At 73.4% G+C, this 26,152-nt stretch carries 26 protein-coding genes, 1 tRNA gene and 1 pseudogene; 12 read left to right on the plus strand and 16 right to left on the minus strand.

Annotation, left to right across the window (positions count from 1 at the left end; genetic code table 11):
• Positions 1 to 594 carry a TIGR03086 family metal-binding protein gene (locus tag ACFY0O_RS02505; protein ID WP_388941786.1) on the minus strand — a complete coding sequence of 198 codons (594 nt, stop codon included), beginning with the start codon at positions 592 to 594 and terminating at the stop codon, positions 1 to 3.
• Between the two features lie 137 nt (positions 595 to 731).
• Here ACFY0O_RS02505 and ACFY0O_RS02510 point away from each other — a divergent pair.
• Positions 732 to 805: transfer RNA gene (locus ACFY0O_RS02510), tRNA-Trp, on the plus strand.
• 53 nt (positions 806 to 858) lie between these two features.
• Here the strand turns inward: ACFY0O_RS02510 and ACFY0O_RS02515 are convergent.
• The 4 genes from ACFY0O_RS02515 to ACFY0O_RS02530 form a co-directional block, all read right to left on the minus strand.
• Positions 859 to 1,770 (minus strand): aldo/keto reductase, encoded by a 912-nt coding sequence (locus tag ACFY0O_RS02515; protein ID WP_388941787.1) that lies wholly within the window; start codon positions 1,768 to 1,770, stop codon positions 859 to 861.
• Between the two features lie 15 nt (positions 1,771 to 1,785).
• Positions 1,786 to 2,754 (minus strand): NAD-dependent epimerase/dehydratase family protein, encoded by a 969-nt coding sequence (locus tag ACFY0O_RS02520; protein WP_388941788.1) that lies wholly within the window; start codon positions 2,752 to 2,754, stop codon positions 1,786 to 1,788.
• A gap of 130 nt (positions 2,755 to 2,884) precedes the next feature.
• The gene (locus ACFY0O_RS02525) at positions 2,885 to 4,693 is read right to left on the minus strand and encodes a methyltransferase (RefSeq protein WP_388941790.1); all 1,809 of its coding nucleotides are present in this window, start codon (positions 4,691 to 4,693) and stop codon (positions 2,885 to 2,887) included.
• Between the two features lie 129 nt (positions 4,694 to 4,822).
• On the minus strand, positions 4,823 to 6,037 hold the full coding sequence (locus tag ACFY0O_RS02530; protein ID WP_388941792.1) for a 4-hydroxybenzoate 3-monooxygenase: 1,215 nt from the start codon (positions 6,035 to 6,037) through the stop codon (positions 4,823 to 4,825).
• Between the two features lie 1,100 nt (positions 6,038 to 7,137).
• On the opposite strand from ACFY0O_RS02530, the gene ACFY0O_RS02535 reads away from it, so the two are divergent.
• Positions 7,138 to 8,112 (plus strand): alpha/beta hydrolase fold domain-containing protein, encoded by a 975-nt coding sequence (locus ACFY0O_RS02535; RefSeq protein WP_388941793.1) that lies wholly within the window; start codon positions 7,138 to 7,140, stop codon positions 8,110 to 8,112.
• A gap of 332 nt (positions 8,113 to 8,444) precedes the next feature.
• On the opposite strand, the gene ACFY0O_RS02540 is transcribed toward ACFY0O_RS02535, so the two are convergent.
• Positions 8,445 to 9,452: a LacI family DNA-binding transcriptional regulator gene (locus ACFY0O_RS02540; RefSeq protein WP_388941796.1), complete on the minus strand. Its 1,008-nt coding sequence runs from the start codon at positions 9,450 to 9,452 to the stop codon at positions 8,445 to 8,447.
• A 414-nt stretch (positions 9,453 to 9,866) separates the two neighbouring features.
• Positions 9,867 to 10,070 carry a hypothetical protein gene (locus ACFY0O_RS02545; protein WP_388941799.1) on the minus strand — a complete coding sequence of 68 codons (204 nt, stop codon included), beginning with the start codon at positions 10,068 to 10,070 and terminating at the stop codon, positions 9,867 to 9,869.
• Between the two features lie 217 nt (positions 10,071 to 10,287).
• On the opposite strand from ACFY0O_RS02545, the gene ACFY0O_RS02550 reads away from it, so the two are divergent.
• The 4 genes from ACFY0O_RS02550 to ACFY0O_RS02565 all read left to right on the plus strand — a co-directional run bounded on the left by ACFY0O_RS02550 (position 10,288) and on the right by ACFY0O_RS02565 (position 13,800).
• Entirely contained in the window at positions 10,288 to 11,322 is a 1,035-nt protein-coding gene (locus ACFY0O_RS02550; protein WP_388941801.1) for a glycoside hydrolase family 26 protein, read from the plus strand.
• 438 nt (positions 11,323 to 11,760) lie between these two features.
• Positions 11,761 to 12,165: a C40 family peptidase gene (locus tag ACFY0O_RS02555; protein WP_388941804.1), complete on the plus strand. Its 405-nt coding sequence runs from the start codon at positions 11,761 to 11,763 to the stop codon at positions 12,163 to 12,165.
• A gap of 399 nt (positions 12,166 to 12,564) precedes the next feature.
• Entirely contained in the window at positions 12,565 to 12,801 is a 237-nt protein-coding gene (locus tag ACFY0O_RS02560) for a chaplin (protein ID WP_388941806.1), read from the plus strand.
• Positions 12,802 to 12,948: 147 nt separating this feature from the next.
• Positions 12,949 to 13,800: a GNAT family N-acetyltransferase gene (locus ACFY0O_RS02565; protein ID WP_388941809.1), complete on the plus strand. Its 852-nt coding sequence runs from the start codon at positions 12,949 to 12,951 to the stop codon at positions 13,798 to 13,800.
• A gap of 44 nt (positions 13,801 to 13,844) precedes the next feature.
• Here the strand turns inward: ACFY0O_RS02565 and ACFY0O_RS02570 are convergent, their stop codons facing one another.
• The gene (locus ACFY0O_RS02570; protein WP_388941812.1) at positions 13,845 to 15,290 is read right to left on the minus strand and encodes an amino acid permease; all 1,446 of its coding nucleotides are present in this window, start codon (positions 15,288 to 15,290) and stop codon (positions 13,845 to 13,847) included.
• A gap of 211 nt (positions 15,291 to 15,501) precedes the next feature.
• Positions 15,502 to 16,338 carry an undecaprenyl-diphosphate phosphatase gene (locus tag ACFY0O_RS02575; RefSeq protein WP_388941815.1) on the minus strand — a complete coding sequence of 279 codons (837 nt, stop codon included), beginning with the start codon at positions 16,336 to 16,338 and terminating at the stop codon, positions 15,502 to 15,504.
• A gap of 151 nt (positions 16,339 to 16,489) precedes the next feature.
• Between ACFY0O_RS02575 and ACFY0O_RS02580 the strand changes: the two genes are divergently transcribed.
• The 3 genes from ACFY0O_RS02580 to ACFY0O_RS02590 are packed head-to-tail and all read left to right on the plus strand — an operon-like array spanning position 16,490 to position 18,298.
• Positions 16,490 to 16,879 (plus strand): BlaI/MecI/CopY family transcriptional regulator, encoded by a 390-nt coding sequence (locus ACFY0O_RS02580; RefSeq protein WP_358895234.1) that lies wholly within the window; start codon positions 16,490 to 16,492, stop codon positions 16,877 to 16,879.
• A gap of 16 nt (positions 16,880 to 16,895) precedes the next feature.
• On the plus strand, positions 16,896 to 17,828 hold the full coding sequence (locus ACFY0O_RS02585) for a M56 family metallopeptidase (RefSeq protein ID WP_388941816.1): 933 nt from the start codon (positions 16,896 to 16,898) through the stop codon (positions 17,826 to 17,828).
• Between the two features lie 26 nt (positions 17,829 to 17,854).
• Positions 17,855 to 18,298, plus strand: coding sequence for a GNAT family N-acetyltransferase (locus tag ACFY0O_RS02590; protein WP_388941819.1), 444 nt, complete (start codon positions 17,855 to 17,857; stop codon positions 18,296 to 18,298).
• Positions 18,299 to 18,311: 13 nt separating this feature from the next.
• On the opposite strand, the gene ACFY0O_RS02595 is transcribed toward ACFY0O_RS02590, so the two are convergent.
• From ACFY0O_RS02595 to ACFY0O_RS02610, 4 genes are all read right to left on the minus strand, one after another.
• A complete protein-coding gene (locus ACFY0O_RS02595) occupies positions 18,312 to 19,088 on the minus strand; it encodes a class I SAM-dependent methyltransferase (protein ID WP_388941821.1) in 777 nt (258 codons plus the stop codon).
• 57 nt (positions 19,089 to 19,145) lie between these two features.
• A complete protein-coding gene (locus ACFY0O_RS02600; protein ID WP_388942247.1) occupies positions 19,146 to 19,508 on the minus strand; it encodes a subtilase-type protease inhibitor in 363 nt (120 codons plus the stop codon).
• Between the two features lie 342 nt (positions 19,509 to 19,850).
• Positions 19,851 to 20,678, minus strand: a complete 828-nt coding sequence (locus ACFY0O_RS02605) for a DUF4389 domain-containing protein (protein ID WP_388941824.1) — start codon at positions 20,676 to 20,678, stop codon at positions 19,851 to 19,853.
• A 244-nt stretch (positions 20,679 to 20,922) separates the two neighbouring features.
• Positions 20,923 to 22,251, minus strand: coding sequence for a YhgE/Pip domain-containing protein (locus tag ACFY0O_RS02610; protein WP_388941826.1), 1,329 nt, complete (start codon positions 22,249 to 22,251; stop codon positions 20,923 to 20,925).
• Between the two features lie 170 nt (positions 22,252 to 22,421).
• Between ACFY0O_RS02610 and ACFY0O_RS02615 the strand changes: the two genes are divergently transcribed.
• Entirely contained in the window at positions 22,422 to 23,108 is a 687-nt protein-coding gene (locus tag ACFY0O_RS02615; RefSeq protein WP_388941829.1) for a MerR family transcriptional regulator, read from the plus strand.
• 61 nt (positions 23,109 to 23,169) lie between these two features.
• Here the strand turns inward: ACFY0O_RS02615 and sigJ are convergent, their stop codons facing one another.
• Positions 23,170 to 24,117 carry an RNA polymerase sigma factor SigJ gene (sigJ, locus tag ACFY0O_RS02620; protein ID WP_388941830.1) on the minus strand — a complete coding sequence of 316 codons (948 nt, stop codon included), beginning with the start codon at positions 24,115 to 24,117 and terminating at the stop codon, positions 23,170 to 23,172.
• Between the two features lie 131 nt (positions 24,118 to 24,248).
• Between sigJ and ACFY0O_RS02625 the strand changes: the two genes are divergently transcribed.
• On the plus strand, positions 24,249 to 24,641 hold the full coding sequence (locus ACFY0O_RS02625) for a hypothetical protein (RefSeq protein WP_388941833.1): 393 nt from the start codon (positions 24,249 to 24,251) through the stop codon (positions 24,639 to 24,641).
• Here ACFY0O_RS02625 and ACFY0O_RS02630 read toward each other — a convergent pair.
• Positions 24,616 to 25,269, minus strand: coding sequence for an FAD-dependent monooxygenase (locus ACFY0O_RS02630; RefSeq protein WP_388941836.1), 654 nt, complete (start codon positions 25,267 to 25,269; stop codon positions 24,616 to 24,618). The two genes, ACFY0O_RS02625 and ACFY0O_RS02630, sit on opposite strands and share 26 nt — an antisense overlap.
• 55 nt (positions 25,270 to 25,324) lie before the next feature.
• Positions 25,325 to 25,975 (minus strand): annotated as a pseudogene (locus tag ACFY0O_RS02635) (FAD-dependent oxidoreductase); the annotation flags it as partial.
• On the opposite strand from ACFY0O_RS02635, the gene ACFY0O_RS02640 reads away from it, so the two are divergent.
• Positions 25,947 to 26,120 carry a CsbD family protein gene (locus ACFY0O_RS02640; RefSeq protein ID WP_358895224.1) on the plus strand — a complete coding sequence of 58 codons (174 nt, stop codon included), beginning with the start codon at positions 25,947 to 25,949 and terminating at the stop codon, positions 26,118 to 26,120. The pseudogene ACFY0O_RS02635 and the gene ACFY0O_RS02640 sit on opposite strands and share 29 nt — an antisense overlap.
• The last annotated feature ends 32 nt before the right edge of the window (positions 26,121 to 26,152 follow it).

A 26,152-nucleotide genomic window follows, 5' to 3' on the forward strand; every position in this document is an offset into this window, starting at 1 on the left:
TCACGGGGTCCAGCCCGGGTCGCGGCCGCTGAGCCCGAGCGTGCGGGCCAGCAGCGGCGCCCCGTCCGGCACCGGCACGACGGGGCCGAAGACGCCCGCGCCGCCGCCGGCCTCCTGCGCGGCCGCCCACAGGAAGGCGTGGGAGGCGTGCAGCGCGGCGGCGTCCGGGGCGTAGTCCTGGCCGGTGGCCCGGGCCAGGTCCCAGCCGTGCACCACCAGCTCGTCCGCCGCCACCGCGGCGGCGACGGCGCCGGGCAGGTCCACACCGCCCGCGCGGGTGGTCCCGGTCCAGGCGGCCGGATCCTCCCAGGCCGCGGCCAGCTCGGCGAGGGCCCGCGGGATCCGCTCGCGCCAGTCGGCGGGCAGCCGGGGCGGGGCCGCGTCGGGGGGCGTGCCGGTCGTGGGGCCGAGTTCCTTGCGGGCGGCGTCGCGGAAGGCGACGGCCAGGCCCGCGAGATGGCCCAGCAGGTCGCCGACCGCGTACGCGGGGCAGGGCGTGGGCCCGGCGAGCACGTCGTCGGGTACGCCGGAGACGAGGCGGGCCACGAGGGCCGCCTGCGGTCCGAGGTCGAAAGCCGTCGTACTGCTGGTCACCGGGAGCTCCTTCCGTGGCGCACGGGTCTGCAGGGTAGACCGGCGGCGTGGCCGGAACTCATCGGACATGCCCGGGGCGGCTGCGCCCGGCCCTGGGAGGCGGCCACGCGCGGGGCGGCATAGGATGCGGGCCGGGCGGGCCGTAGCGCAGAGGTCGTCGCGCGCGGTCTCCAAAACCGCGAGGACGCCGGTTCGAATCCGGTCGGCTCCGCCCGCACTCCGCACTCCGCGCACCCCGCCTCCGTTCCCCCGCCAGGGCCCGGCTCATCCCGTCTGCGCCCCCGTCCGCGAGGGCAACGGCGCGCCGAGTTCCGCGAGTTCCGCCTCGGTCAGCTCCAGGCGGACGGCCCCGGCCGAGTCGGTGATCGAGGCCGGGCGGCTGGCGCCCGGAAGGGGGATCACCGCCGGGGAACGGGCGAGGAGCCAGGCCAGCGCGACCCGCTGGGGGCTGACCCCGTGTCCGGCGGCGACGCGGTGGAAGGCGGTACCGGCGGAGGCCGGGCCCGAGGGGCCGTCGAGGGAGCTGCGCGAGATGCCGCCGAGCGGGCTCCAGGGCAGAAACACCAGGCCGAGTTCGGTGCAGATCCGCAGCTGGGGCTCGCTGTCGCGGACGGCGGGCGAGTACTGGTTCTGCACCGAGACGAGGCCGTCGCCGAGGATCGCGTACGCCTCGCGGATCTGGCCGGTGGTGACGTTGGAGATGCCGGCGGCGCGGATCGTCCCGGCGTCGAGGAGCTCGCGCAGCGCGCCCACGGACTCCGCCCAGGGGACGTCCGGGTCGGGCTTGTGCAGCTGGTACAGGCCGATCGCGTCCAGGCCCAGCCGGCCGGCGGACGCCTGCGCGGCCCGTTTGAGGTGCTCCGGGGTGGCGGTGACGGTCCAGCTGCCGTCGCCGGGGCGGCCGCGGCCGCCCTTGGTGGCGATCAGGACGCCGGAGGTGTCGCCCCCGTACCGGGCCAGGGCGCGGGCGACCAGCCGTTCGTTGTGGCCCTCTTCGCCGGCGTGCCAGTGGTAGCTGTCGGCGGTGTCGATGAGCGTGACACCGGCGTCGAGGGCGGCGTGGACGGTGGCGACGGCCCGCCTCTCGTCCGGGCGGTGCTCGATCGACAGGGGCATGGCGCCCAGGCCGATGGCGCCGACGGTGGTGCCGGCGAGGGGGCGCTGCGGGTTCGTCATGGCGGTGGGTGTTCCTCAGGCGGTGGGGACGGCGGCTTCGGCGAGGGCGTCGGCGAGGGCTTCGGAGACGGCGCCCGGCAGCCAGTCGGCGGTGTGGGAGAAGGCGAAACCCAGTCCCTTCGCACGGGCGTTGCTCATGGCGTAGTGGCGCTCGAAGGAGAACGGGGACGCGGGCGCGGCGGCGGTGGTCGGCTGATAGCGGGGTTCGCGCCCGGTCTGCGCGGCGACGGCCGCGGTGAGGGCGTGGACGTCGAGCGGGCCGTCGGAGCAGGCGTTGAGGGGGCCGCCGAAGTCGGCCTCGGTGGCGGCCCAGTGCAGCAGCTCCGCCAGTTCCGCGAAGTGGATGAACACCGTCGGCAGGGGGCGGGCGTGTACGGCGACCGGTTCACCGGCGTTGACCCGGCGGGTGTAGTGGGCGAGGCGGCCGGTGAACTCCCGTGCTCCGCCGCCCAGTACGTGCGCGCTGCGTACGGAGGCGAACGTGAAACTGCCGGCGCCGGTACCGCCGGCGCGGGTGAGGACGGCCTCCGCCTGGCGCTTGCCCTCGGCGTAGTGGGACTCCAGGTACGCGGCGTCGTGCCAGGGCAGGCCGAGGTCCACCGTCCAGGTCGTCGGGTCGACGGTCTCCTCCGGCACCGGGGTGTCCGCCGGTACGGGCACCAGCGCGGCCGTCGCCGGGTCGTAGACCTCGATGGTGGAGGTCATCACGTACCGGCGGGTGCGGCCGGCGAAGACCCGGGCGGCGATCGCGGCCTGCACGGGCGTGTAGCAGACCTGGTCCACGACCACGTCGAAGGTGCGGGGGCCCAGGGCGGCGAGGAGGGCTGCCTCGTCGTCGCGGTCGACGACGAGGTGCTCGACTCCGGCGGGCGGGCGGCCGGAGCCGCGGTTGATCACCGTGACCTGGTGGCCGGCCGCCCGCAGCCGCTGGACCAGGAGCTTTCCGAAGTACCGGCTTCCGCCGATGACGCAGATCCTTTGCATGCCCTCACTCTGCCGATCCGTCGTGATCAGCAGAAGTGGCGGGTTGGTGGACGCGTGTTAAGCAGAACTGATGACCGGCGACCCACACGGACGGTCAGGCGCGCACGGGCGGTCAGGCGCGCACGGGCGGTCAGGCGCGCACGGCCTCCGGGACGCGGACCCTGCGGGCGTGGAGGACGTGGGCGCCCAGGGGCAGCGGGGTCCGGCCGTGCAGGCTCAGGCCCGCGTCGGCCAGCAGGCGGGCGTAGTGGTCCTCGCGGCGTTCGCGGCCTCCGGTGTTGCAGAGCATGTGCAGGTCCCAGGCGGTCGCCGCCGAGGGGGAACCGTCGGCGGGCAGCAGGCGTTCCACGATCAGCAGGTCGGCGTGGGCGGGCATCGCGCGGGCGCAGTGGCCGAGGATCTCCCGGCAGCGGTCGTCGTCCCAGTCGTGCAGGACCCGGGCCAGGACGTACACGTCGCCTCCGGCGGGGACGTCGGCGAAGTCGCCGGTGCGGTACGCGCAGCGCGCTCCGCAGCCCGCGGCGTCGAGCAGGCGGCGGGCCGTGGCGACGGCGTGCGGGCGTTCGAGGAGGACGCCGCGCAGGCCCGGGTGGGCGGTGAGGACTTGGCGGAGCAGTTCCCCGTTGCCTCCGGCGACGTCCACGACGGTGGCGGAGGCGGGCGCGTGGGCCGCCGCGGTGAGCACCGGGTGCGCGGGCAGCGGCTGGAACATGCGCGAACTCGCGGCCATCGAACGGTCGAAGAGGTCGGCGAGTTCGGGATCGCGGGCGAAGTGGTCGAAGTGGTTCTCGCCGTGGAGGTGGTCGAAGCCGGGCTGCCCGGTCCGTACGGCGTGGTCGAGTTCGCCGAAGGAACGGTAGAAGGGCCCGCCGTACATCAGGGCCAGAGGGCGCATGGACGCGGGCGCGTCCGCGCGCAGCAGGGCGCCGAGTGCGGTGAGGCGGAAACCTTCCTCCGGGCGGCCCCCGTGGCGCTCCCCGTGGCGGTCCTCGGGATGCCCCTCGGGGTGGTCCTCGCGGGTCACGGCGCCCAGCATCTCCAGGTAGCGCAGGAGGGTGGCGAGGCCGCGGGGGTGGGTGCCGGTCAGCCGGGCGAGGTCGGCGGCGGGGCGGGCGGTGCGGGTGTCCATGGCCTCGGGCAGACCCAGCCGGGCGAAGGAGGCGAGGGCTTGGGTGGTCCAGGCTCCGGTGAGCAGCTGAAGGAGCGTTTCGGCGGGCGGGCGTTCGGCCGACCCGGGGTGCGGGCGGCCCTCGGGGTGGTCCAGGTGGGCCGCGAGGGAGTCGCGGTGGTCGCCGTGGGCGTAGAGCTCCAGCCGCCGGTAGCCGCTGACCCCCTCGGCGGGGGTGGTGAAGTACAGGACGGTGCCGTTCTCGTGCGGGTTGTAGCCGCCTCCGTCGGGGCGGGCTCCGTGGCGGGCGAGGATGGCGCACAGGCCGCGCAGGACCAGCGGGTCGGGGTGGTCGACCTCGAAGCCGAGGTGTGCCTCGTGGCCGCCGGTCCGTTCGGCGGCGGCGACCGGCTCCAGGCGGGAGTGCGGGGGCACGGTCAGGGCGAAGACCTCCACCGCGCGGCGTTCACCGTCGGCTCCGCGCACCTGGGGGCGCAGGATCCGCACGTCGAGGTCGGCTGCGGCCAGGCGGTGGCGGCGGGCGAGGCGTTCACGGACGACGACGCTGGGGTGGGAGGGGCTGTCCGCCGTCAGACCGCAGTCCGTGAGGCGGGCCCGCAGGGTCGCCTCGTCCGGCGGGAAGACGAGGATCCCGGCATGGGCGAAGTGGCAGTGGCCGGCCAGCGCCCGCAGGTCCGGACCCTCGATGCCGGGCAGGAGGAGCGGGAGGAGGGAGGCGCTGTCGTGCTCGCGGACGAATGCCGCCGCGGCGCACAGGCGGGCCGTGTCGTCCCGCAGCACCGTTTCGTCGTGGAGCGTCATCGTCGTCATCGTGGGTGTGTCCTCAGGGGCTGGGGGAGTCAGATCAAGGCAGGGCGCATCGGGGCACGACCCATCGGGGCGAGGCATGCCGGAGCCGGGCGGAGCGGGGCAGGGCGAGACGGGGAGAGAGCGGCGGGGTCAGACGCCGACGTAGTTCTCGGCGAACCAGTCCTGGTGCACGCGTGAGGTGCGCAGCGAGGCGATACGGGAGCGGCGCAGACCGGCTTGGAAGAACGATCCGCCGCCACCCTCGGCTTCGGCGTCCGAGTGCAGCAGGCGGGTCATCCAGCCGGTGAACTCCTGCGCTCTCCAAATGTGTTCGAGGCAGCGGTCCGAGTAGGCGTCGAGTCCCGTGGTGTCGCCCCGGGTGAGGGCGTCCAGGAGTGCTCCGCCCAGGATCTCGGCTTCCAGGACGGCGAGGTTGGCGCCCTTCGCGGCGGCCGGGGCGAGCAGGCTCGCCGCGTCGCCCGCCAGGAAGAGCGAGCCGTGGCTCAGCGGCTCGATCACGTCGCAGGCCAGGTCGAAGAGGCCGCGTTCCAGCAGCGGGCCCCGGTGCAGGGGCCCGTGGTCGGCGGCGCCCATCCGCAGGTCGAGCTCGTCCCAGATCCGCTGCTCGGACCAGGCGTCGGCGGCAGCGCCGCGCCGCCACTGGAGGTAGTAGCGGGTCACCTGCGGGGTGCGGGCCATGTGTCCGGCGAACCCGCGGTCGTGGAGGGCGTAGCCGACGGCGTCGAGGCTCGGCGGGGCCTCGGCGAGGAGGCCGAGCCAGGTCACGCCGTGGTCGTGGTGGTGGCGGACGGTGCCCGGGGGCAGGGAGCGGCGGGCCGCGCCGTGTCGGCCGTCGCAGCCGGCGACGTAGCGGGCGGTCCACCGGGCGGGACGGCCGTCGGGGTCGCGGATGGTGACGGACGGCCGGGTGCCGTCGACGTCGTGCACGGCGAGCGCCTCGGTGTCGAAGCGGATGCGCCCGCCGCGGCGCAGGTAGTGCTCCAGGAGGTCGGTGACGAGGTTCTGCTGCGGGTAGACGTGGTGCGCGCCGCCGCTGCCGAGCGCACCGTAGTCGAGCCGGAACGGGCCTTCGGGGGTGCGGAACTCGCAGGTGCCGTGCCGGGCGCCGGAGCGGTGCAGGCCGTCGGCGAGGCCGTGGCGTTCCAGGATGCGGGCGGTGTTCGGGGCGAGGAACCCGGCGCGGGGCCGGGTTCGGACGTGGGAGCGCGAGGCCCGTTCCAGGATGAGGCAGTCGATCCCTGCGGTGAGCAGGAGGTTCCCGAGGACGAGCCCGGCCGGGCCGGCACCGAGCACGAGCACGTCGACTGGGGCGCGTAAGGCGCGCGGTGTCTGGCTTTGCGTCATAGCGGGTGAAGCATAAGCACGCGAAGATCCACGAACCTACGCCGTCCATCCCTTAGCGGGAATAGAGTGACAATCACCCCACCCGCGCCGGGCCCACGACAAGCGGGCCGACACCGCTCTCCCAGGCCACCCGGTAGCGCGCGCCGGGCGTGCGAACACAGGCACGCGCTCCCGCACACGCGCGGGCCTCCCAGGGGGCGGCCAGCCCGCCGGAGCCCCCTCGGGCGGCGCAGGTACCCTCCCCAGGCCGGCCCGGCACCGGAAGGCGTTTGCGAACCGCCCCCCGGCCGCAGGGGCTCCGGCGTAGGCCCGGGCTGCCGGATGAACTCCGCGCACGGCGCCCGGACCGCCGGGCAGGACGAGGAAGTGGCCGCACGCGCCGAGCCCGAGGCGTTCGTCCCTGACAGACGCCGCCACGGAGGCACCCGGGCGCAACCCCGGACCCCGAAGGCGCGCTCGCCGAAGCCGCACCAGGCCAGGCGGCTGCGCAACGGGCGGCGGCCCCGAAGCCCTGCGAGGTGGCGGTGGCCGCAGAGAGCGACGACGGGCGGCCACACCGAACCGGGCGGCATCGAGGACGCGGACGGCGCGGTTGCGGCCGCCGCCCCCCCCAACGAAAACAAGAGGAGCTCACCAAGTTCAGCCGACACAACCTCTCGTGACGGCCCCTCAGCCAGCTACATCCGGAATCCGGACGCCTACGACCTTCCCGGACGGCACCCGGAACACCGCGAGCCAACCACCCACCTCGCCCACCAGGCAGTCAACGATCAACAGCCCGCGGCCCCCCTCCGCCTCCACGCCGACGTCCGGACCGACACACGGAAGAAACGGGGCATTGGACAGCAGCTCCGTGGCGGCGAGCAGGAGGGTCTCGGCCCGATCGGGTGCGACCCGGCGACATGGGGCTGGACATGGAAACTCCCGAGCGGGACAGGCGACGCAGCGAGAAACAGCTGTCTCGTGTAACCCCAGTGCTCACAGATTCGAGCCATCTATTCGACTGGGGTTCACTCCGCCACCCAAGCCGTGTTACACGTGTAACAGCACTAAAACGACCCTTCGAATCCCCGCACCGCTCCCCCACACAAGGAGGGGAAATGACCCAAGCACCTCCCGGAACCCCTACCGGACGGCCCGCCGTCGACCTCGACCTCGCGACTTGGCCGCCGCCCGCCTTCCGCGCCCCGGTCCCGCCGAAGGCCGGACAGAACGGCACCCGCCACTTCGACGGCCTGACCTACGCGGCCACCCTCGGCTACCGCCCGTGCCTGCTCGACGTGCAGGTCCCCGCGGCCACCGCCCCGGTGCCGGCCGTCGTGTGGATCCACGGCGGCGGCTGGCTGGAGGGCGACCGCCGCTATCCGCCGCCGACCGTCTCGGCCGAGCTGCTGCACGGCACCGTCCTGGGTGCGGGGCTCGCACTGGTGAGCGTCGACTACCGGCACAGCCTGGAGGCACCGTTTCCCGCCCAGCTGCACGACGTGAAGGCCGCCATCCGCTACATCCGCCACCACGCCACCGAGCTCGGCATCGACCCTGAACGGATCGGCGTCATGGGCGAGTCGGCGGGCGGTCACCTCGCCGCCCTCGCCGGTCTCGTCCAGCCGGACGGCGGGAACGCGGCCGCCGCGCTGGAAGGCAGTGTGGGTGTCCAGGGCGAAGACAGCGGCGTGCGGGCCGCGGTCTGCTGGTACCCGGCCACGGACCTCGCCGCGCTGCTCGAGCAACCGATGCCGATGCCTCCCGCACCAGACGGCACCGCGTTCCCCGACCCGTTCGCCTCGCTGTTGGGCGGCAGCCGGGACCAGTGGCCGGAGCTCGCCCACACCGCCAGCCCGCTCACTTACGCCGGTGGCGCCACCCCGCCGCCGTTCCTCCTGCTCCACGGAACGCAAGACCACCTGCTGCCGTACCGCCAGAGCGAAACCCTCGCGGAGGCTCTCGAGCAGGCAGGCGGCGAGGTCACCCTGGTGCCGGTGGACGGCGCCGAACACATCTTCCTCGGCAGTCCCGACGTGACACCGCTCGTCACCGAGAGCGTCGCCTTCCTAGCCCGCCACCTGGCCGCCTGACCCGCCCGGCGCCCGCCCAGCGACGCACAACGGGCGCGGGGCCCCGCGTAACGATGCCCCGCGCCCAGCACACCCGCGAGCCACACCCCACGACCCCTCCCGCCGGGCGCTGGCTTCCAGATCCTGCTGACTGCCACAAGCTCGCCCACCCCGGGCACCCGGTGCTCCGGCCCTCAACGACCCGCGACTGTGGTGCAGGGGCGGCCCGCCAGGGGCCCGTACGCGGTGGCCACCACCGCACTCAACGGCCCTGATCCTGTGGCGGGCCTTCAGCTGCCTGATCGTCCGAAGCGCAGATTACACGTGTAGCCCTCGGCGGATAGGGCGGCCGTTCATGACGAACGGCGGTGCACGAGGACGGGCTGCACGCCCCGCACCTGCGGGGGTACACCGCGTTCCACCAGGTCGTGTAGCGCGTCGGCCACCTCGGCGGGAGTCGGAAGGTCAAGCCGTACGGAGGTCAGCGGGGGCTCCTGCAACGCCGACAGCACCAGGTCGTCACAACCGACGACCGCAACGTCCCCCGGTACGGCGACTCCGGCGGCGCGCAGGGCATGCATCAGCAGCGCGGCGTACTCGTCGTTGTAGGCGAACACCCCGTCCAAGCCGACTTCGCGCCAGTTCCCGGCGAGTTCGGCGGCGGACTCGTGGGTGAAGGACAGCTCCAGCGCGCTGACGGTGGCCGTGCTACGGGCGGCGACACCTTCGGCCCCGGCGAGCCGCGGCCTGGCGAAGGTGGCCAGCCCGCGCTCACGCGGCATGACCACACCGAGGCTGCGGCACCCCCGGGAGAGCAGGTGCATCGCCGCCATGGCGCCGATGCGTTCCTGATCGAGATCGATGATGTGGGCGCCCGTCACCTCTCGGGAGGCGAAGGCCATCACCCCACGGACGCCGGCGCGGCTCAGCACGTCCACCGCCTGGCCCGACAGCCCGTCTCCGTCCAGGGCGACGACCGCCGCGGGCCGGAGTTCGGCCCAGGCACGGGCGGCGCTCACCGGATCCGGGAACCGTCCGGCGTGCAGCACGAGGACGTAACCATGGCGCTCCAGCTCGCTCTCCAGGTCGTCGACCCAGGTGGCGACCAGTCGCCCTGCCGCCGAGACGGACGCCGGCATCAGCACGAGATTGCTACGGCCTGCGCGAAGCGAGCGCGCGGCGGCATGCGGCACATAGCCGAGCTGCTGGGCGGCCTCCAGGACCCGGGCGCGCGTGGTGTCGCTGACACGGTGGGCCTGGGTGTTGTTGAGGACGAAGGACACGGTCGCTCGCGACACCCCCGCCAAACGCGCGACGTCCGCGCTCGTGACGACAGCTGGCGCGGTCGGCTCCTGGCCCATGACGTTCCCTGCCCCACTCTCTCGCCTCGCACCCCGGCTCGCCAGGGCCCACTGACAGTTTCCTCCCAGGTTACACGCGTTACCCGAAGCGACCGGACGGATCGAGGAGCCCTTTCAGCCGCGCAGCGGCCTGGAACGTCCATACCGTTGGAGGCTGTCCAGCGGCCCAAAAAGGCGAACGCGCACCATGATCATGGCCTGGCAGGCGCGGGCCGGCCCCGAGCCGTCAGGAGCTCGGGGCCGGCCACGGGCCGCCGTGCCCTCGCGCGCGGCCTCTAGGAGGTTACACGTGTAATTGAGGTAGGGGGGTCTGATCGGGTGCAAAGTTTCGGTAGCGGTCGAAGGTGAAAGGGTGTTCGAGTCGGGCCGACTGCTGTTGCCTCCCTGGCGCCCGGGCCGGCCGCCGGCGGGGGGTCAGGCACAGGTGTCCGTATAGCCTCCGTCGTCGGGGGCGGGGCCCAGTTCGGCCCGGATGCGGACGAGTACCTCGTCCCCGCCGCGCGTGGGTCGGAGCGGCGCCGGGACGGTGGTGGAGAACAGGGCGGAGATCTGTTCGGCCGCTTCGACTGCCGCGGATTCCAGGCCCCGGATCTCGATGGTGATCTCATTCGCGTTCATGTCTCAGGGGAGCGGGCGGCGGCCCGGGTGGTTCCGTCCGCGGCCGCCGGTCACCCGAAGGGACGCGCCGTCGGGGGTTTTCACCCGGTCGGGCCCGGTCGTCGCGGGTCCGGTCCCGCGAATGGCGCAGGATCGGGGCACCGGGCGGGCCGGGAGGCGCGGGAATGTCTAGCGTCGCTGTCACACACATCGGTTCCCGAGGCTTGTGGAGACGACCATGTCCCGTAGAAGGCGGTGGGTGGCCGGCGCCTGCGCGAGTGTGGCCGTGGTCGGGCTGCTCGCCGGCGGAGGGGGCGCCCGCGAGAGCGGGGGTGGTGCTCCGGTGCCGCGGGGGGCGTCCGGGGGCGATGGGTCCGGGGTCGCGGTGGGTGCCTACCTCCACTACGACACGCCCGGCGTGGACCGGATGCAGGGGCTTTCGCGGTGGCTCGGGGGTGCGGAGGTGCGGGCCGGGCACACGTATCTGCCGGGTGACAGCTGGGAGAACATCGAGGGCGCGCCGGAGTCCCTGCGCAGTTGGGCGCGGTGGCGCGGTGAGCGGCGCGACCGGCTGTTCGTGCTGAACGTGCCCATGTTCGAGGGCAACGAGGCGGATGTGCCGGACGAGCGGGTGGCCGAGCTGCTCCGTTCGGGGGCGGAGGGCGAGTTCGACGAGCATTTCCGGCGGCTGGGCCGGCGTCTGGTGGGGCTGGGGTTGCCGGACACGGTGATCGTGCTGGGCTGGGAGATGAACGGCTTCAACTACACGCACCGGTGCCGGCCCGACCCCGAGAGCTGGAAGCGGTACTGGCGGCGGATCGTGGCCGCGATGCGGTCGGCGCACGGCCAGCGGTTCCGTTTCGACTTCGCGCCGAACCGCGGGCCGGACGCGATCGAGTGGACCAGGTGCTATCCGGGGGACGATGTGGTGGACATCGTCGGCATGGACTCCTACGACCAGCCTGCGGGTGATTCGTTCGACGAGATGGTGCGGCAGCCGTACGGGCTGCGGCAGCACGTGGAGTTCGCGAAGGCGCACCACAAGCGGATCTCGTACCCGGAGTGGGGGCTGTTCCGCAACGGTGACAACCCGGAGTACATGCGGCGGATGCTGGCGTGGATCGCCGATCACCGGCCGCTGTACCACAGCATCACGGACTACTGCCCGCACGGTGTGTGGCAGTGCGGTGAGAACCCGCGCTCGGCGCGGGTGTTCCGGGAGTTCCTGTCGCCCCGCCGGAAGGGGCACCCGGCTCCGCCCTTCGCCCCGTAGGGGCTCTGGGGGGCGGGGGGTGTAGGGCCTGGGGGCGGGGGGGCAGTGGGGGCGGGCTCACCTGGGGGGCCGTCCGGGGTGGTTCGGGGGCTTTTCTGCGCGTCGGCCGGGCCCTGTCCGGTGTGGGCGCCCGGGTGATTTTGCGGCCGGGGCGCCCGTCGGCGTGCTCGCGTTCGCGTACCGGTCCGGCGCGATGGTCGGACAAGGTGAAGGAATATCATCTCGGATTGCTTTGCCCAACCGAGATATTTCCCGCCGTGTCCGACACCTCACGCATGGACATTTCGTGCACAATTGGCCGTCGTCGGGAGCCGTAACGCAGTCACCGAGAACACTCGCCATCACGGTTTGTTCCTGTATCTGAATGCGGAGGTATCACGATTGCCGAAACCCCCGAAACGCCGGGAGAGCCATCGCTCTCCGGCCCTCTTCCTCGTCATGTCCGTGACCGCCGCCCTGTTCAGTCCGGCCGCCCCCGCGCAGGCCGCCTCCCTCTATGGCATAAAGGCCGTCGCCGTCGCCGCGTCCAAGAAGGGCGCCCCTTACGTCTACGGCGCCACCGGGCCCGCTGAATTCGACTGTTCGGGCCTCACTCTCTACGCCTTCCGCGTGGCCGGCCTGGTCCTTCCCCGCACGGCGGAGGCCCAGTACGAGAGCACCGACCACATCTCGCGCACCCAGCGCGCCCCAGGAGATCTGGTCTTCTTCCCCACCGGGGGAACCATGAGCCACGTCGGCATCTACGCGGGCCACGACGAGATCTGGCACGCTCCCCGACCCGGAACCCGCGTGCGGCTCGAACGCATCTGGACCGCCACCGCCCGCTACGGCCGGGCCAATTAAGGCGACCGGAAAGAGACTCGCGGAAAATCCCGAGATTCACGACCGTGCCGAAAGAATGAGCTGGTGCTGCGACGCTCCCGCCTTCTCGCACACCCTCCGGCCCGGACGTCGATTCCGCCTGCGCAAGTGCGTGAATAAACACGAGAAAGGGAGTGGGAATGAATGCTGCCCGAATGGAATTGCCGAGGGGGATCTACGAAAATGGCCCCGCCCCGCCGCCCTGCCGTCCGGCCGTCCCGTCGCCCTGTCGAACGGCCGTTTCCGCGCAGGAGTGTGCGGGCCGGCGGCGGGGTTTCACGAGTTCGCCGTGACACGCCGGTGGTCAGGTGAATGCGGGGCGGAAGGGCCGCGTAGGCGGTGTGATCCTGGTTCGACGTCCGTCATCGACTTTGGAGTGACATGCGTATTCGCACTGCGTTCGCCGCCACCGTGCTGGCTGCTGTCGGCATCCTCGGCGCCACGGGTTCCGCCGTCGCCGACGCCAACGCCAGTGGTGTCGCCATCGGCTCCCCGGGTGTCCTGTCCGGGAACGTCGTCCAGGTGCCGATCCACATCCCGATCAACGTGTGCGGCAACACGATCAACGTGATCGGCCTGCTCAACCCGGCGGCGGCCAACACCTGCATCAACGCCTGATCCACGCGGCCCCGCGGCCGCCCAGACGGCCCCGCCCGGCGAGCACCACGTCCGGTCGGGGCCGTCCCGTGCGTCCGGCACGTGCCCCGTGTCCGGCACGTCCGCCGCCCCCGGGGCGCTGTCGGTGCCGCTGGCTAGCCTGGACGGATGACCGAGATGGAGATCGTCGCCGAACAGGGCGAGTGGCGGGGCGGGTTCGAGGAGCGGCTGCTGGCCGGCTACCGGGGTGCGGGGTGCTCGGAGCGCCTGGCCCGGGCGCTGCTGGAACGGGCCGTGGAGGGCATCGAGGACTGGACGCTGGCCACGGACGGCACGGGGTGGGTCGCCGTCGGGGTGGCCGACGAGGGCGGGGTCCGCGTGGGGCGGATCCACGACCTGACGGTGCCGCGGGGCCGCGCGTGGGCCGAGCGGTGGTGTGCGGAGCAGGGGGCCGAGCGGGTGGTCGTCCGTCTCACGGGCGGACCGGGGGCCTTCGCCGACTATCCGGTACGGGGGCAGAACCGGATACGGGCCGTGGCCGAACGGCCGGAGCTGCCCGCGGGTCTGACGGTGCGGCGGCTGCGCGAGGACGAGTACCCCGGCTGGTACGCGCGCGAGGAGGCCGCGTACATCGCGGACATCGTCCGGGCCGGGGCGCTGACGCCGCGGCAGGCCAAGGAGAAGTCCGACCGGGACTTCGCCGAGCAGCTCCCGCAGGGCTACCTGACGCCGGGGCACGCGTTCTACGTGCTGGAGGCGGGCGGCGAGGCGGTCGGCAGCGGCTGGGTCAAGCACGGTTTCCTGCCGGGCGTCACCTTCGGTTTCTCCCTGGAGGTGCATGAGGAGCACCGTGGCAAAGGGTACGGCCGTGCGGCGATGGCGGTGGGCGAGTGGGCGGCGCGGCAGGGCGGTGACGAGGCGTTGATGTTCAACGTCTTCGGTGGCAACGAGGTCGCGATGGGCCTGTACGACAGCACCGGTTTCACCGTGCTGGAGGAGTTCCGCTCCATCGGCCTCTGACGCCGCCGGCGGCTGATGGAGCGGAACGGGGAGGGGTCCTGGCCCTATTCGGGGAGACCCCCGCTCCCGGGGGTGCCCGTGGGCCGGGCCATGAGGGAGTTGCGGTAGGAGTAGCCGAAGTAGATGACCAGGCCGACGAGGAACCAGACCACGAAGCGGATCCATGTCTCGACGCGCAGGTAGGTGATGAGCCAGATCGAGGCGATGACGCCGACGGCGGGCAGGACGGGCATCAGCGGGGTGCGGAAGGAGCGGGGCAGGTCGGGGCGCTTGTAGCGGAGCACGATGACCGAGGTGCACACGACGGCGAAGGCGAGCAGGATGCCGATGTTGGTGAGTTCGGCCGCCTCGCCGATCGGTACGAAGCCCGCGATGGCGGCCGAGGCCACGCCGACGATCCAGGTGACCCGGGTGGGGACGTGGCGGATGGGGTGGGTCTTGGCGAACCAGCGCGGCAGCAGTCCGTCGCGGCTCATCGAGAACCACACGCGGGTCACGCCGAGCATGAAGGTGAACATCACGGTGAGGATGCCGATGATGGCGCCGACGGCGATGATGTCGGCGACGACGGGCAGCCCGGCGGCTTTGAAGGCGGTGGAGAAGCCGCTTTCCGGGTCGATGTCGGTGTACTTCTGCATGCCCGTCAGGACCAGGCAGGCGAGGACGTACAGCACCATGGCGATGGCGAGGGAGTAGAGGATCGCCCGGGGCATGTGCCGTTGTGCGTCCTTGGATTCCTCCGCGGCGGTGCTCATCGCGTCGTAGCCGAAGACGGCGAAGAAGACGGTGGCCGCGCCGGTGAAGGCGCCGCCCACGCCGAAGGGGAAGAAGGGGCTGTAGTTGCCGGTCTTGATGTGGAAGAAGCCGACGACGATCACGAGCAGCACCACCAGCACCTTCAGGCCGACCACGATCGTCTCGAAGCGGGCCGCGTTCTTGATGCCGAGGGTGAGCAGGTAGGCCGTGAAGAGGCACAGGACGGCGGCGATGAGGTCGAAGCGGTGTCCTGGTCCGGTGCCCGGGGCTCCGAGCATCCAGGTGGGGAGGGAGGCGCCGGTCTCCTCCAGGAGGAAGTTGAAGTAGCCGGAGATGCCGATCGCGACGACGGCGACGATGGCCGTGTACTCCAGGAGCAGGTCCCAGCCGATGAACCAGCCGGCCAGTTCGCCGAGGACGGCGTACCCGTAGGTGTAGGCGGAGCCGGCTTTGGGGATCAGGCCGGCGAACTCGGCGTAGGAGAACGCGGCGGCGGCACTGGCGATGCCGGCGATGAGGAAGGAGACCAGTACGGCCGGGCCGGCGACGCCGTTGGCGACCGTTCCGGCGAGGGTGAAGATGCCCGCGCCGATGATGCCGCCGACGCCGATGGCGGTGAGCTGCCACAGGCCGAGGGTGCGGGTGAGGCGTTCGCTGGGGGCCCCTTCGGGCTCGTCGATGTGCTCGATCGGCTTGCGACGGAACGCGCCCCGCGTTGACCACACGGCGGTCATGTGCCTTCCTTTCCGCCGGGGATGACGAGCACACATCATCCCGAAACCGTCGCCGTTGCGGAACTAGGCGCTCCGGGCTGCCGCCCGCGCCTGTGGCCCGGGACGGCCGCCGCCCCCGGCCGCGCGGGCGGCCGGGGGCGGGACACGGAAGGGGGCGGGCACCTCAAAGGGGAGGCCTCAAGGGGGCGGGCACCTCAAGGGGCGGTAGGGGTCAGGCGTTCAGGACGCCGGTGCCCAGGAGGCCGAAGAGGAGCAGGCCGACGACGATGCGGTAGGCGACGAAGGCGTTGAAGGAGTGCTTGGCGACGAACTTCAGCAGCCAGGCGATGGAGGCGTAGGCGACGACGAAGGACACGACGGTGCCGACGACGAGCGGGAGGGTGTCCACGCCGGCCCCGAGGGCGTCCTTCAGCTCGTAGAGGCCCGCGCCGGTCAGGGCCGGGATGCCGAGGAAGAAGGACAGCCGGGTGGCGGCGACGCGCTCCAGGTCCAGCATCAGGCCGGTGGACATGGTGGCGCCGGAGCGGGAGAAGCCGGGGAAGAGGAGGGCGAGGATCTGCGAGGAGCCGACCAGCATGGCGTCCTTGAGGGAGGTGTCGTCCTCGCCGCGCTTGTGGCGGCCCATCTGGTCGGCCGCCCACATCAGGCCGCTGCCGACGATGAGTGAGCCGGCGACCACCCACAGAGAGGCCAGCGGCCCCTCGATGAGGGGTTTGGCGGCGAGGCCGACGACGACGATCGGTAGGGTGGCGTAGATGACCCACCAGGCGAACTTGTAGTCGTGGTGGTAGCGCTCCTCGCGGTTGGCCAGCCCGCGTCCCCAGGCGGTGACGATCCGCGCGATGTCCTTGGAGAAGTAGGTCAGGACGGCCGCGATGGCGCCGACCTGGATCACGGCGGTGAAGGCGACGACGGCCTTGTCGTCGACGGGGATGCCCATCAGCCCTTCGGTGATCTTGAGGTGGCCGGTGGAGGAGACCGGCAGGAACTCCGTCACCCCCTCCACGACGCCCAGGACTACGGCCTGACCCACACTGATCGCGCTCACGTGCCTTCACCTTCGGTTGGGTCCAACGGGGCATCGGGCATCCTGGCCGGACGCACGCGACGGACAGAGTAACTTCTATTCGCGAATAGAAGTTACTCTGGACCACGGAGAACGGACGGCGGAGAGCGGACGGCGGAGGCGAGGAGGCGACGTGGGCGCGCGCGAAGGTCTCGCGGGCCGGGGCGGCAGCGCACGGCGGGCGAACGGGGCCCTGGAGAACGAGGTCATCGCCGTCCTGCACGGCGCAGGCCGGGCCCTCACCCCGGGCGAGGTGGCCGGACGGCTCACCGCCGCCCCCGCCCACACGACGGTGGCCACCACCCTGGCCCGGCTGCACACGCGCGGCGTCCTGGAGCGCACCCCGCACGGGCGCAGCTACGCCTACGCGCCGGTCACCGACGAGCCCGGGCTGACCGCGCGGCAGATGCACCGGGTCATGGAGGGCGGCAGCGACCGCGCCTCGGTCCTGACCCGCTTCGTCGACGAGCTGTCGGACGACGACGAGGACCTGCTGCGCCGTCTGCTGGGTCCCGAGGGATAGGGAGCCGTCCTCCGCCATGCACCTGGCCGTCTACCTCCCGCTGCTCTTCCCCGCCCTGGCGGGGCTGAGCGCCGAACCGCTGGCCCGCCGCCTGGAGCCGCGGCTGGCGACCTGGCTGCTGACCGCGGCCGGGCTGCTGCTGGCCGCCTCCAGCACGCTGGTGCTGGGCCTGCTGGCCCTGGCCGGGCTGGTGCGCATTCCGCTGGTCGACGCCCTGAAGGGGTATTCGCCCGAGGTGATCGCCCGGCACGATCCCGCCGCGTGGCCCGCCGCGCTCGCCGGCGCCGTCCTGCTGGCCCTCGCCGTCCTGGCCGCCGTCAGGCTGGCCGCGCGGCGGGCGGGCGCGCTGTGGGCCGCCGCGCTGGAAGCCGCCTGCCTGCCCGGCCGCGGAGCGGTGGTCGTCACCGACGACCCCGGCGCCGACGCGTACGCGATGCCCGGCCTGCCCGGCCGGATCGTCATCTCCCACGGCATGCTCGACGCCCTCGACCCGGCCGGGCACGAGATCCTCCTCAGCCACGAGCGGGCCCACCTGCGCCACCACCACTACGCGTTCGTCTCCCTCACCCAGCTGGCCGCGGCCGCCAACCCGGTGCTGCGCCCCCTGGCCCGCGCCGTCGCCTACACGGTCGAGCGCTGGGCGGACGAACACGCCGCCCGGCACACCGGGGACCGCCGCGCCGTCGCCGAGACGGTCGCCCGGGCGGCGATCGCCGCCAAGCACGGCGGCGGCCGGCGGTTCAGTCCCGCCGCCGCCCTCGGTTTCCTCGGCCGCCGTCCCCGGCCCGGCATGGTCCCCCGCCGCGTCGCCGCGCTCCTGGCTCCCCCGCCGAGGAGCCGGCCCCTTCTCCTGGCCGCCGCCTGCGCGCTGCTGGCGGCCACCAGCCTGTGCGCGCTCGAAGCGGCGGAGGACCTGCACCGCTTCCTGGAGCTCGCGCACGTCCGCTGAGCGGGCGGACCGCCTACGGTGGCCCCATGAAGATCATCGACCTGGAGCCCGGGGACCCCCGGCTCGTCACCGACCTGCTGCCCGTCCTGCGCGAACTGCGGCCGCATCTGACACCCGCGCTCTTCGGGGAGGTCTACGCCGAGGGGCACCCCCAGGGGCTGCGGTTCAGCGCCGCGTACGACTCCGACGGCAGGTGCGTGGGGGCAGCCGGGTGGCGGATCGTCGCCGGCACGTGCGACATCCGCAAGCTGTACGTGGACGACCTCGTCACCGCCGGGGACAGCCGCTCCGCCGGCGTCGGGCGGGGCCTGCTCGCCTACCTCGAGGACCGTGCCCGCGAGGCCGGCTGCCGGCTGCTGGACCTCGACTCGGGCACCCAGCGCACGTCGGCGCACCGTTTCTACTTCCGGGAGCGCATGGGCGTCATGGCCTTCCACTTCGGCAAGGAGCTCGACGCGGGGCCGGCCTGAGGTCCGTGGCGGGTCAGTCCGGGGTGCCCGGGCGCAGGGTGACCGCGACGAAGCCGGTGTACGGCTCGTCGAGGGCGCCGTCGGGGAAGCGCCGCAGGAGGTGTTCCCGTTCCGCCGCGAGGAAGGCGTCGCGGCCGGCGGCGTCGAGGAGGATGAACGCCGAGTGGGTGGCCAGCTTGGCCAGGTGGGCGTCGACGGGGATCCGGCGCGACCAGCGCAGCTGCCGGGTGCGCCAGGCCGGGCCGGGCGGCAGGGTGCGGTCGGAGATGTAGCAGCCGTCGCCGAAGCGTTCGGCGACGCGTTCCTGCTGCTCGGCCACCCAGGGCACGGACGGGTCGGGGTCGTTCCACCAGAGCGCGAGGGCGCCGCCGGGCCTCAGGGCGCGCAGCGCCGCGGGTACGGCGCGTGCGGGGTCGGTCCAGTGCCAGGACTGGGCGTAGCCGACGAGGTCCATCGAGCCGTCCGCCAGCGGGAGGCGGTTGCCGTCGCCGCGGACCAGCGGCACGCCGGGCAGGTCGCGGCGGAACTGGGCGGCCGTGCCGGCGCCGGGCTCGACTCCGATGACCCGGGCCCCGCGCTCGTGCAGGGCGCGGGCGGCCAGTCCGGTCCCGGTGCCCACGTCGGCCACCCGGGCCCCGGCCAGCCGGAGCCCGGCCAGTTCCTCCAGCGCCTCGAAGACGGCCGCCGGGTACCGCGGCCGGTAGGCGGCGTAGGCGCGTGCGGCCCGGCCGAAGGCCAGGGCCCGTTCGGGGGCGGGGGCGGGGCCGGGGCCGGGGGTCTCGTGGGTCATGCACCGACTATGGCCCGGGGCGGCCCCGCGGAACAGGGCGCGCCCCGGGCCGCGGGGTCAGAACGCGAAGACGGCGTTGCCGTTCAGGGTCGCGGACATGGCGCAGCTGTTGGAGAAGGTGTGCTTCCAGGAGACGCGGCTGCCCTGCCAGACGCCGTCGGCGGTGACCGTCACGGGGGCGTAGAGCATGGGGCAGGCGCGGTTGGTGTCGGGGGCGGCGAGGAGGCGGTCGAGGGTGCCGCCGGTGGAGTTCAGGGCGGTACAGGCGGCCTTCGGGTCGGGGTGGGTGCCCTGCGCCGTCGGCATGCAGCTGAGGGTGGCGGCGCGCAGGACCGTGGCGCCGGCGACGTCGTCACCCTGGGAGACGGAGAAGACCAGGGCGGAGGGGGCGTACAGGCTGGTCGGCTTTGCCTCCGCCATGCCGGTGGCGCCGGCCAGGCACAGGAGGGCGGCGGCGGGGACAGCAGCGAAGCGGTAGCGCACGACAAGACTCACTTTCGATACGAAGGTTTAGCGCGGCATTTTCTTGCGTTGTCGCGCTCCGATGCGGCCGAGTCTGACCGATGTGAAGGCGCCCCGCATATCGATGACCTGTTTACGGACAAGCTGTTCGAATATCGGTGAACGAATGGTCGTTCGGGCAGCTCAGGCGGGGTGCGCTCGCTCCGTATCCGGACCGGAACAGGGGGTGATCAGCGCGGCGGCGGCCCGGGCCGGGCCGCTGACCTGGGCCTGCGCACCCCGCGTCCACCTGAACGTCATTCACCTTGTCCGGATTGATGCGGTTGCTGCCCCGCGGTCGTCCTCGGGACCCCAGCGGTCCTGCCTGAGCTGGACGGTCTGGGACGCGGCCGCCCCGAGGACGCCGAGCACGATCAGGAGCACGACCAGCGCCTTGGCCGGCGTGCCGAGGAGCAGGGGGCGGGTCGCGGAGGGCACGGCCGCCGGCGCGGGGGTGAGGGGCGGCCCGGCGGGCGGCCCGTCGCCGAAGAGGCGCTTGGGGTAGGCGGAGGTCAGCATCATCACGTACGCCTGGTAGCGCATGCGGAAGCGCACCACCGCGGCGACGGCGCCGAAGACGGGTACGGGCATGCGCCCCAGCACCAGGGTGATCAGCCAGAACACCCAGCAGACGGCTCCCAGGCCGTACTGCAGCAGGCTGGTCACGATGGCCGCCGGGATCATCAGGACGATGCGGAACAGCACGGCCAGCCGGTTGAGCTCGCCGGGGCGCAGTTCGATCCGTGCGGGGTGGTCCCGGCCGTCGAAGGAGAAGGGCGGGTAGTGGTCGACCAGCAGCGTCGCGCTCGCGGTCACCCGTGTCTCGTAGGCCAGGTAGCCGCCGAGGAAGCCCGCGACGCCGGCCGGGAGCCGGCCGGTGAACAGGGCGGCGAACCAGCCGACGACCGTCACGAAGAAGGCGGCGATGCCGAGGACGGCCGTGACGATGAACTGGGGCAGGAGCAGGAGGAAGCGCAGCAGGACCGTCCAGCGCCGCTGGCGGGCGGGCGGGGGGACGTCGAGTTCCGGGAGGTGCTCGGCCTCGGGGTGTCCGGCCTGGGGCGGGTGGGGGTTCCAGCCTGTGGTCATGGGGCGCTCCTGCCGTGGGTGGGCGCACGGGGCCCCGCCGGCTCCGGCCGGGGCCTGGGGGTGCGCGCGTACGCCCTGCCAGGGGTACCGCGCGCAGCCGTTCATTCCAAGGATCCGGGCTGTACGGGGACGCCCGTTGCCCTGAAGGGCCCTCCCCCGGGCCGTCCGCCCGGTACGCCGGAGCGCCGGCCCGCCGTCCCTCGACGGCGGTCCGGCGCTCCGGTACGTGGGCGCGGCGGGTGGCTCAGGCCGTGGCCGACTCCGCGGTGGCGGGAGCGGCCGGGGTGCCGGTCTCCGTCTCCGGCCGGGGGATGCGGTGCAGGCCCCGGCGGTCGTAGAAGGCGGTGACGGCGAAGCCGAAGGCCAGGGCGGCGGCGAGGGCGACGCCCAGGGAGGTCCAGGCCCGGGTCAGGCCCGCGTCGGCCTGGGCGCCGTAGTAGAGCAGGGAGCGCATGCCCTCGGTGATCTGGCGCAGCGGCTCGAACTCGGAGAGGCCGCGGAAGAAGCCCGGCAGTGCCTGGAGGGGGACGGTGGCGCCTGAGGAGGGGACGGCCATCGCGACGAAGACGACGGTGGCCAGCAGCATGCCGGGGGTGCCGAAGGCGGCGAAGAGGGCGAGGCTGCCGATGCCGACGACGGCGATGGTGGCGACCGAGTAGAGCCACAGGTGGCCCAGGTGGGAGGCGTCCATGTCGAGGATGCCGACGGTGGCGGCCTCGACGAGGGAGCCCATCACCAGGGACAGGCCCAGCATCAGCGTCATGCCGATGGCCAGGGTGCGGACGCGGCTGGTGTGCTGGACGGGCTCGCGCTTGCGGAAGGGTCCGAAGTCGGTGTGCAGGTAGCCGAGGGCGGTGTCGACCTGGGAGTTGACCAGGTTGGCGCCGAGCATGCCGCAGACGACCAGGACGAGGGCGTAGTAGAAGGCGCTCAGGCCCATGGCGCTGCGGGCGCCGAGCGGGTGGCCGTCGGCGACGGTGACGGTGACCGGGTCGGCGAGCTTGAGCTGGGCGGCCGGCGGCAGCTGGGCCTTCTGGGCGGCGGCCTGCTTGAGGAGTTCCTGGCCGATCTGGGCGGAGGCTGCGTGGGCGGCCTTCTGGGCGGCCTGGGAGGACATCGAGGAGCCGATGCTGCCGGCGGACTGGTTGGTCAGCACGCTCAGCGTCGGCGGGGCGGGCTGCTTGCCCTGGGGCGGCTGCGGGGCGCCGAGGGCGGTCACCGTGGCGCTGAAGTCCTGCGGGATGACCAGGGCGCCGAAGACCTTGCCGCTGCCGAGGCGCTTGTCGGCCTCCTCGCGGCTGACCACCTGCCAGTCGATGCTCTTGTCGTTCTCGGCGGCCTTGCGTATGCCGGCGACGACCTGCTCGCCCAGCGCGACGTGGCGGCCGCCCGCGTCGGCGCCGGCGTCGGCGTTGACCAGGGCCACGGGCAGGTCGCGCAGGTTGCCTCTGGGATTGACGTTGCCGCCCACGTAGAGCAGGGCGAACAGCATCGAGACCACTGCGGCGATGAGCCCCGTTCCGATCCACAGCTGGGGTCGGCGGAGCACGGAACGGGACGGGGGGTGGGGCATCGACTCTCCGGGATCTTCCGGTGCGGCTGCGGCGGGCTGCTTCGGCCGCGTTCCTCAACTGGATACTTCTGGTATCCAGCTACTGGATACTGGCAGTATCTTGTTGTGGTGTCCAATCGCCGCGATCGCCGGTGAGGGAAACCGGACCGGATGACCGGCAGGGAGGCCGTATGAAGATCTCGGAGCTCAGCCGGCGGACCGGCGTGCCGGTCGCCAGCATCAAGTACTTCCGGCGGCAGGGCCTGCTGCCCGCGGGCCGCGCCACCGCCGCGACGCTGGCCGAGTACGGGGAGGAGCACGCGGAGCGGCTGCGGCTGATCAAGGCGCTGACCACGCTCGGCGGGCTGTCCATCGCCGCCACCCGCGAGGTGCTCGGCGCGGTGGACCAGGCACACACCACCGAGGGCGCGCTCGGGGCGATCAGCTACGCCCTCCCGGTGCCGGTGGCCTCCTCCGCGGCCGGCGCGGACCAGGACGGGGACGCGCAGGCCGAGGAGGCGGCCGGGGCCGAGGTGGCCCAGCTGCTGGCGGCCCTCGACTGGCGGGCGCCCGCCGCCTCCCCGCACGTGCAGGGGCTGACGACGGCCCTGAAGGAACTGCGCAGGCTGGACGCCCAGTACGCGCCCGGCGAGCTGGCCGCCTACGCCCGGCTGGCGGAGTCGGTGGCCCGGCTGGACCTGGAACGGGCGGAGTGCCTGGACGACCCGGTGGCGCTGGCCGAGCGGGCGGTCATCGTCTTCGCGATCTGCGCCCCGGTCTTCGAGCTGCTGCGGCGCCTGGCCCAGGAGGACCAGGTGCGGCGGCGGATGGCGGACGAGGACGCCGCCGGGGCGCCGTCGGGGTGCGGGCCGCACTGAGGGAGGCGTGCGTGACCGGCGCGTACGGGTGCGGCGGTCAGGGTGGTCAGGGTGGGGGCGTTCAGGACCCGGTGCCGGGCTGTGGTGGGGCCGGGTGGGGGGTGAGGGCGGTCCAGGGGTGGAGTTTGAGCGGGTTGCGGACCGCCCAGATGTGGGTGATGCGGCCCTCCGTGAGCTGGAAGGCCGCCACCGTGACCGTGGCGCCGTCGCGTTGGGCCACCAGGCCGGGGCGGCCGTTGACCGTGCGTTCGAGCAGGGTGAGGCCGGGGGACAGGGCAGCGATGTGCGTCAGGTAGGCGGCGATGGCCGCGCCGCCCTCGACGGGTCGCCGGACGGCTCCGACCAGGCCGCCGCCGTCGGCGACCATCGTGGCCCCGGGATCCAGGAGACCGACCAGGGTCTCGATGTCGGACGACTGCCAGGCCTCCTTGAACTCGCGCAGGACGGACGCCTGCCGGGGGCCCGGGGTGGCCGGGGCGGAGGCCTTCGCGACGCGGCGGCGGGCCGATGCGGCGAGCTGGCGGCAGGCCGCCGGGGTACGGCCGACGATCCGGGCGATCTCCGGGAACGGGTAGCGGAAGACGTCGTGCAGGATGAACGCCACCCGCTCGGCCGGTGTCATCGCCTCCAGGACCACGAGGAAGGCCATGTGCACCGAATCGTCGAGGGTGACCCGGTCCGCCGGGTCCGCCGCCGGTCCCGGGCTCCCCGGCCACTCGGCGCGGTCGGGCAGCGGCTCGGGGATCCACTGGCCCACGTACCGTTCGCGGCGCACCCGCGCCGAGCCCAGCACGTCCAGGCAGACGCGGCTGACGACCGTCGTCAGCCAGGCGCCCGGGGACTCCACGGCCGCCCGCCGCGGCCCGGGCAGCGCGTACCAGCGGGCGTAGCCCTCCTGGACCGCGTCCTCCGCCTCGGTCAGTGAACCGAGCAGCCGGTAGGCGAGGTTGGTCAGGTGGCGCCGCTCACCGGCGATCACGCTCGGCTCCGGCTCGGACGGGCTGCTCATGGACGCGTCGGCTCCTCGGGGCTGGTCGTCTCGGTCCGCCGGCATCCCACGCCTCACACTTCGGGGCGCCGCGTCGTCGGATCAGCGAGACAGTACCGACCAGCGCCGTGAGGCAGACGAGGGGCCCTTCCATGACGACCATCGAGACCGCGGCCAACGGGCGGTCAGCCGCCTTCGTACGGGCGGCGACGGCCGTGCAGACCCTGGCGATCCTCTTCCAGGCCGTCACCGCCGGGCTGTTGCTGTCCACCTCCTACGGGGAGGTGCTGCACGGCGTCGGCGCGCGGGTGATGTACGGCGCGTCGATGCTGTACGTGCTGGCCGCGGTCCTGGCGTGGCGGCCGGGCGGCGGATCGCCCCGGCCCGTGCTGTACGCGTCCGGGTTCCTCGTGCTCGCCTCGGCGCAGGTGGTGCTGGGCATCGCGCACGTGCCCGCCGTCCACGTCCCCCTGGGGGTCCTGATGTTCGGGCTGAGCCTGCTGGACCTGGGGCGGGCCTTCAGCGCGGGAGGCGGAAGCCGTTGAAGAGGTCGTCCAGGCCCCGCAGGGCCAGGCGGGCCGGGGTCGCGCGGACGGCGAGGTCGCGGACCGCCGTCGCGACGGGGTTGCGGAGGGCGCCCAGGCGGCCGACGCGGCGCGCACGGACGCGGACGGCGTCGGTGCGGTGGAGGCGGGCCGCCGTGTACGCGGCGAGGGCGGCCCCGATCGGGTCGGGGGCGGCGCCGCTGCGGTCGGGGGCGGCCCCCGGCGGCCCGTCCCGGTGCTCGGGGTCGTCGCCGGGCGGGAGCAGGTGCGCGAGGACCGCCGCGTCCTCGATGGCCTGGCAGCCGCCCTGGCCCAGGGTGGGGGCCATGGCGTGGGCGGCGTCGCCGAGCCAGGCGATCCGGCCGTGGTGCAGGGCCGGGAGCGGGGCGGCCAGGTCGTGGAGGTCGTGCCGCAGGACATCGGCGGGGTCGAGCCGGCCGACGCGTTCCAGCAGGGCCGGGATGGGATCGTGCCAGGTCCCGAACCGGCGCAGGAGCTCCGCCCGCGGGTCGGCCGAGCGGGTTCCGGCGGCCAGGACGGCGGTGGCGTAGAGGTAGAACCGGCCGTCGGACGGCGGGGTCACCCCGAACCGCGCACCCCTGCCCCAGGTCTCGCTCGAAGTACGCACGGCGCAGCGGGCTGTGGATCCCGTCGGCGGCGACCACCAGGTCGGCGGGCAGGTCCGGCCCGGCCCCGGTGCGCACGACGGGCCGGGCGCCGGTGTGGTCCACGCCGGTCACGGCGGTGCCGTAGCGGACCGCGCCCGCCGGCAGCCCCGCCGCGAGGGCGGCGGTGAAGGCCGGGCGCGGGACGGCGATCGGGGGGACGCCGTAGCGGGACGCCAGGCAGGCCGTCGAGGTGCGGGTCAGCCACCGTCCTTGGCCGCTGCGCACGCCCATCCAGGCGGGCACCGCGCTGCCGGCGGCGCGGGCGGCGTCGACGCCGATGGCGTCCAGGGCGCGCAGGGCGTTGGGGGCGAGGCCGATGCCGGCTCCGGTCACCGGGGGCTCGGGGGCGCGTTCGCAGACGGTGACCTCCCAGCCGCGGTGGTGCAGGGCGAGGGCGGCGCTCAGGCCGCCGATGCCGGCCCCGGCCACCACCGCGTGTCGTTCCCTGAGCACCGCGAGGAGGCCCGCCCTGCCGGACCGGCTGCCGCCGGTCGTGCCGACGGTCCTGGTCCGCAGGACGGAGGTGCTGCGGCAGGGGGCCGCACCGTAGGACGGAAAAGGGGCGGGTATCCGCGCATACACCTGGTTCAGGGGGGAAAGCGGCGATAGAGAAGCTCTGTCCAGGAGGTGAGCACGCATGGCAGCGGGCAAGAAGGCGAAGAACATCGGCAAGGACGCCAAGGGCAAGGTCAAGGAGACCACCGGCAAGGCCCTCGGCAACGAGAGCCTCGAAGCCAAGGGGCGGGCCGAGCAGGCTGCGGCCGACGCGAAGCAGGCCGGCCAGAAGGCCAAGGACGCCCTGAAGCATTAGCCGGAGCCGATCCGGCAACCGGTCCACAGGGT

Origin of the sequence: Streptomyces sp. NPDC001594 (assembly GCF_042893675.1) — a bacterium.
GTDB lineage: Bacteria > Actinomycetota > Actinomycetes > Streptomycetales > Streptomycetaceae > Streptomyces.

Excerpts from the sequence above, each read along its gene's own strand:
- ACFY0O_RS02515 (WP_388941787.1), bottom strand. The coding sequence starts at position 1,770 with ATGACGAACCCGCAGCGCCCCCTCGCCGGCACCACCGTCGGCGCCATC.
- ACFY0O_RS02520 (WP_388941788.1), bottom strand. The coding sequence starts at position 2,754 with ATGCAAAGGATCTGCGTCATCGGCGGAAGCCGGTACTTCGGAAAGCTC.
- ACFY0O_RS02525 (WP_388941790.1), bottom strand. The coding sequence starts at position 4,693 with ATGACGACGATGACGCTCCACGACGAAACGGTGCTGCGGGACGACACG.
- ACFY0O_RS02530 (WP_388941792.1), bottom strand. The coding sequence starts at position 6,037 with ATGACGCAAAGCCAGACACCGCGCGCCTTACGCGCCCCAGTCGACGTG.
- ACFY0O_RS02535 (WP_388941793.1), top strand. The coding sequence starts at position 7,138 with ATGACCCAAGCACCTCCCGGAACCCCTACCGGACGGCCCGCCGTCGAC.
- ACFY0O_RS02540 (WP_388941796.1), bottom strand. The coding sequence starts at position 9,452 with ATGGGCCAGGAGCCGACCGCGCCAGCTGTCGTCACGAGCGCGGACGTC.
- ACFY0O_RS02545 (WP_388941799.1), bottom strand. The coding sequence starts at position 10,070 with ATGAACGCGAATGAGATCACCATCGAGATCCGGGGCCTGGAATCCGCG.
- ACFY0O_RS02550 (WP_388941801.1), top strand. The coding sequence starts at position 10,288 with ATGTCCCGTAGAAGGCGGTGGGTGGCCGGCGCCTGCGCGAGTGTGGCC.
- ACFY0O_RS02555 (WP_388941804.1), top strand. The coding sequence starts at position 11,761 with ATGTCCGTGACCGCCGCCCTGTTCAGTCCGGCCGCCCCCGCGCAGGCC.
- ACFY0O_RS02560 (WP_388941806.1), top strand. The coding sequence starts at position 12,565 with ATGCGTATTCGCACTGCGTTCGCCGCCACCGTGCTGGCTGCTGTCGGC.
- ACFY0O_RS02565 (WP_388941809.1), top strand. The coding sequence starts at position 12,949 with ATGACCGAGATGGAGATCGTCGCCGAACAGGGCGAGTGGCGGGGCGGG.
- ACFY0O_RS02570 (WP_388941812.1), bottom strand. The coding sequence starts at position 15,290 with ATGACCGCCGTGTGGTCAACGCGGGGCGCGTTCCGTCGCAAGCCGATC.
- ACFY0O_RS02585 (WP_388941816.1), top strand. The coding sequence starts at position 16,896 with ATGCACCTGGCCGTCTACCTCCCGCTGCTCTTCCCCGCCCTGGCGGGG.
- ACFY0O_RS02590 (WP_388941819.1), top strand. The coding sequence starts at position 17,855 with ATGAAGATCATCGACCTGGAGCCCGGGGACCCCCGGCTCGTCACCGAC.
- ACFY0O_RS02595 (WP_388941821.1), bottom strand. The coding sequence starts at position 19,088 with ATGACCCACGAGACCCCCGGCCCCGGCCCCGCCCCCGCCCCCGAACGG.
- ACFY0O_RS02600 (WP_388942247.1), bottom strand. The coding sequence starts at position 19,508 with ATGGCGGAGGCAAAGCCGACCAGCCTGTACGCCCCCTCCGCCCTGGTC.
- ACFY0O_RS02605 (WP_388941824.1), bottom strand. The coding sequence starts at position 20,678 with ATGACCACAGGCTGGAACCCCCACCCGCCCCAGGCCGGACACCCCGAG.
- ACFY0O_RS02610 (WP_388941826.1), bottom strand. The coding sequence starts at position 22,251 with ATGCCCCACCCCCCGTCCCGTTCCGTGCTCCGCCGACCCCAGCTGTGG.
- ACFY0O_RS02615 (WP_388941829.1), top strand. The coding sequence starts at position 22,422 with ATGAAGATCTCGGAGCTCAGCCGGCGGACCGGCGTGCCGGTCGCCAGC.
- sigJ (WP_388941830.1), bottom strand. The coding sequence starts at position 24,117 with ATGAGCAGCCCGTCCGAGCCGGAGCCGAGCGTGATCGCCGGTGAGCGG.
- ACFY0O_RS02625 (WP_388941833.1), top strand. The coding sequence starts at position 24,249 with ATGACGACCATCGAGACCGCGGCCAACGGGCGGTCAGCCGCCTTCGTA.
- ACFY0O_RS02640 (WP_358895224.1), top strand. The coding sequence starts at position 25,947 with ATGGCAGCGGGCAAGAAGGCGAAGAACATCGGCAAGGACGCCAAGGGC.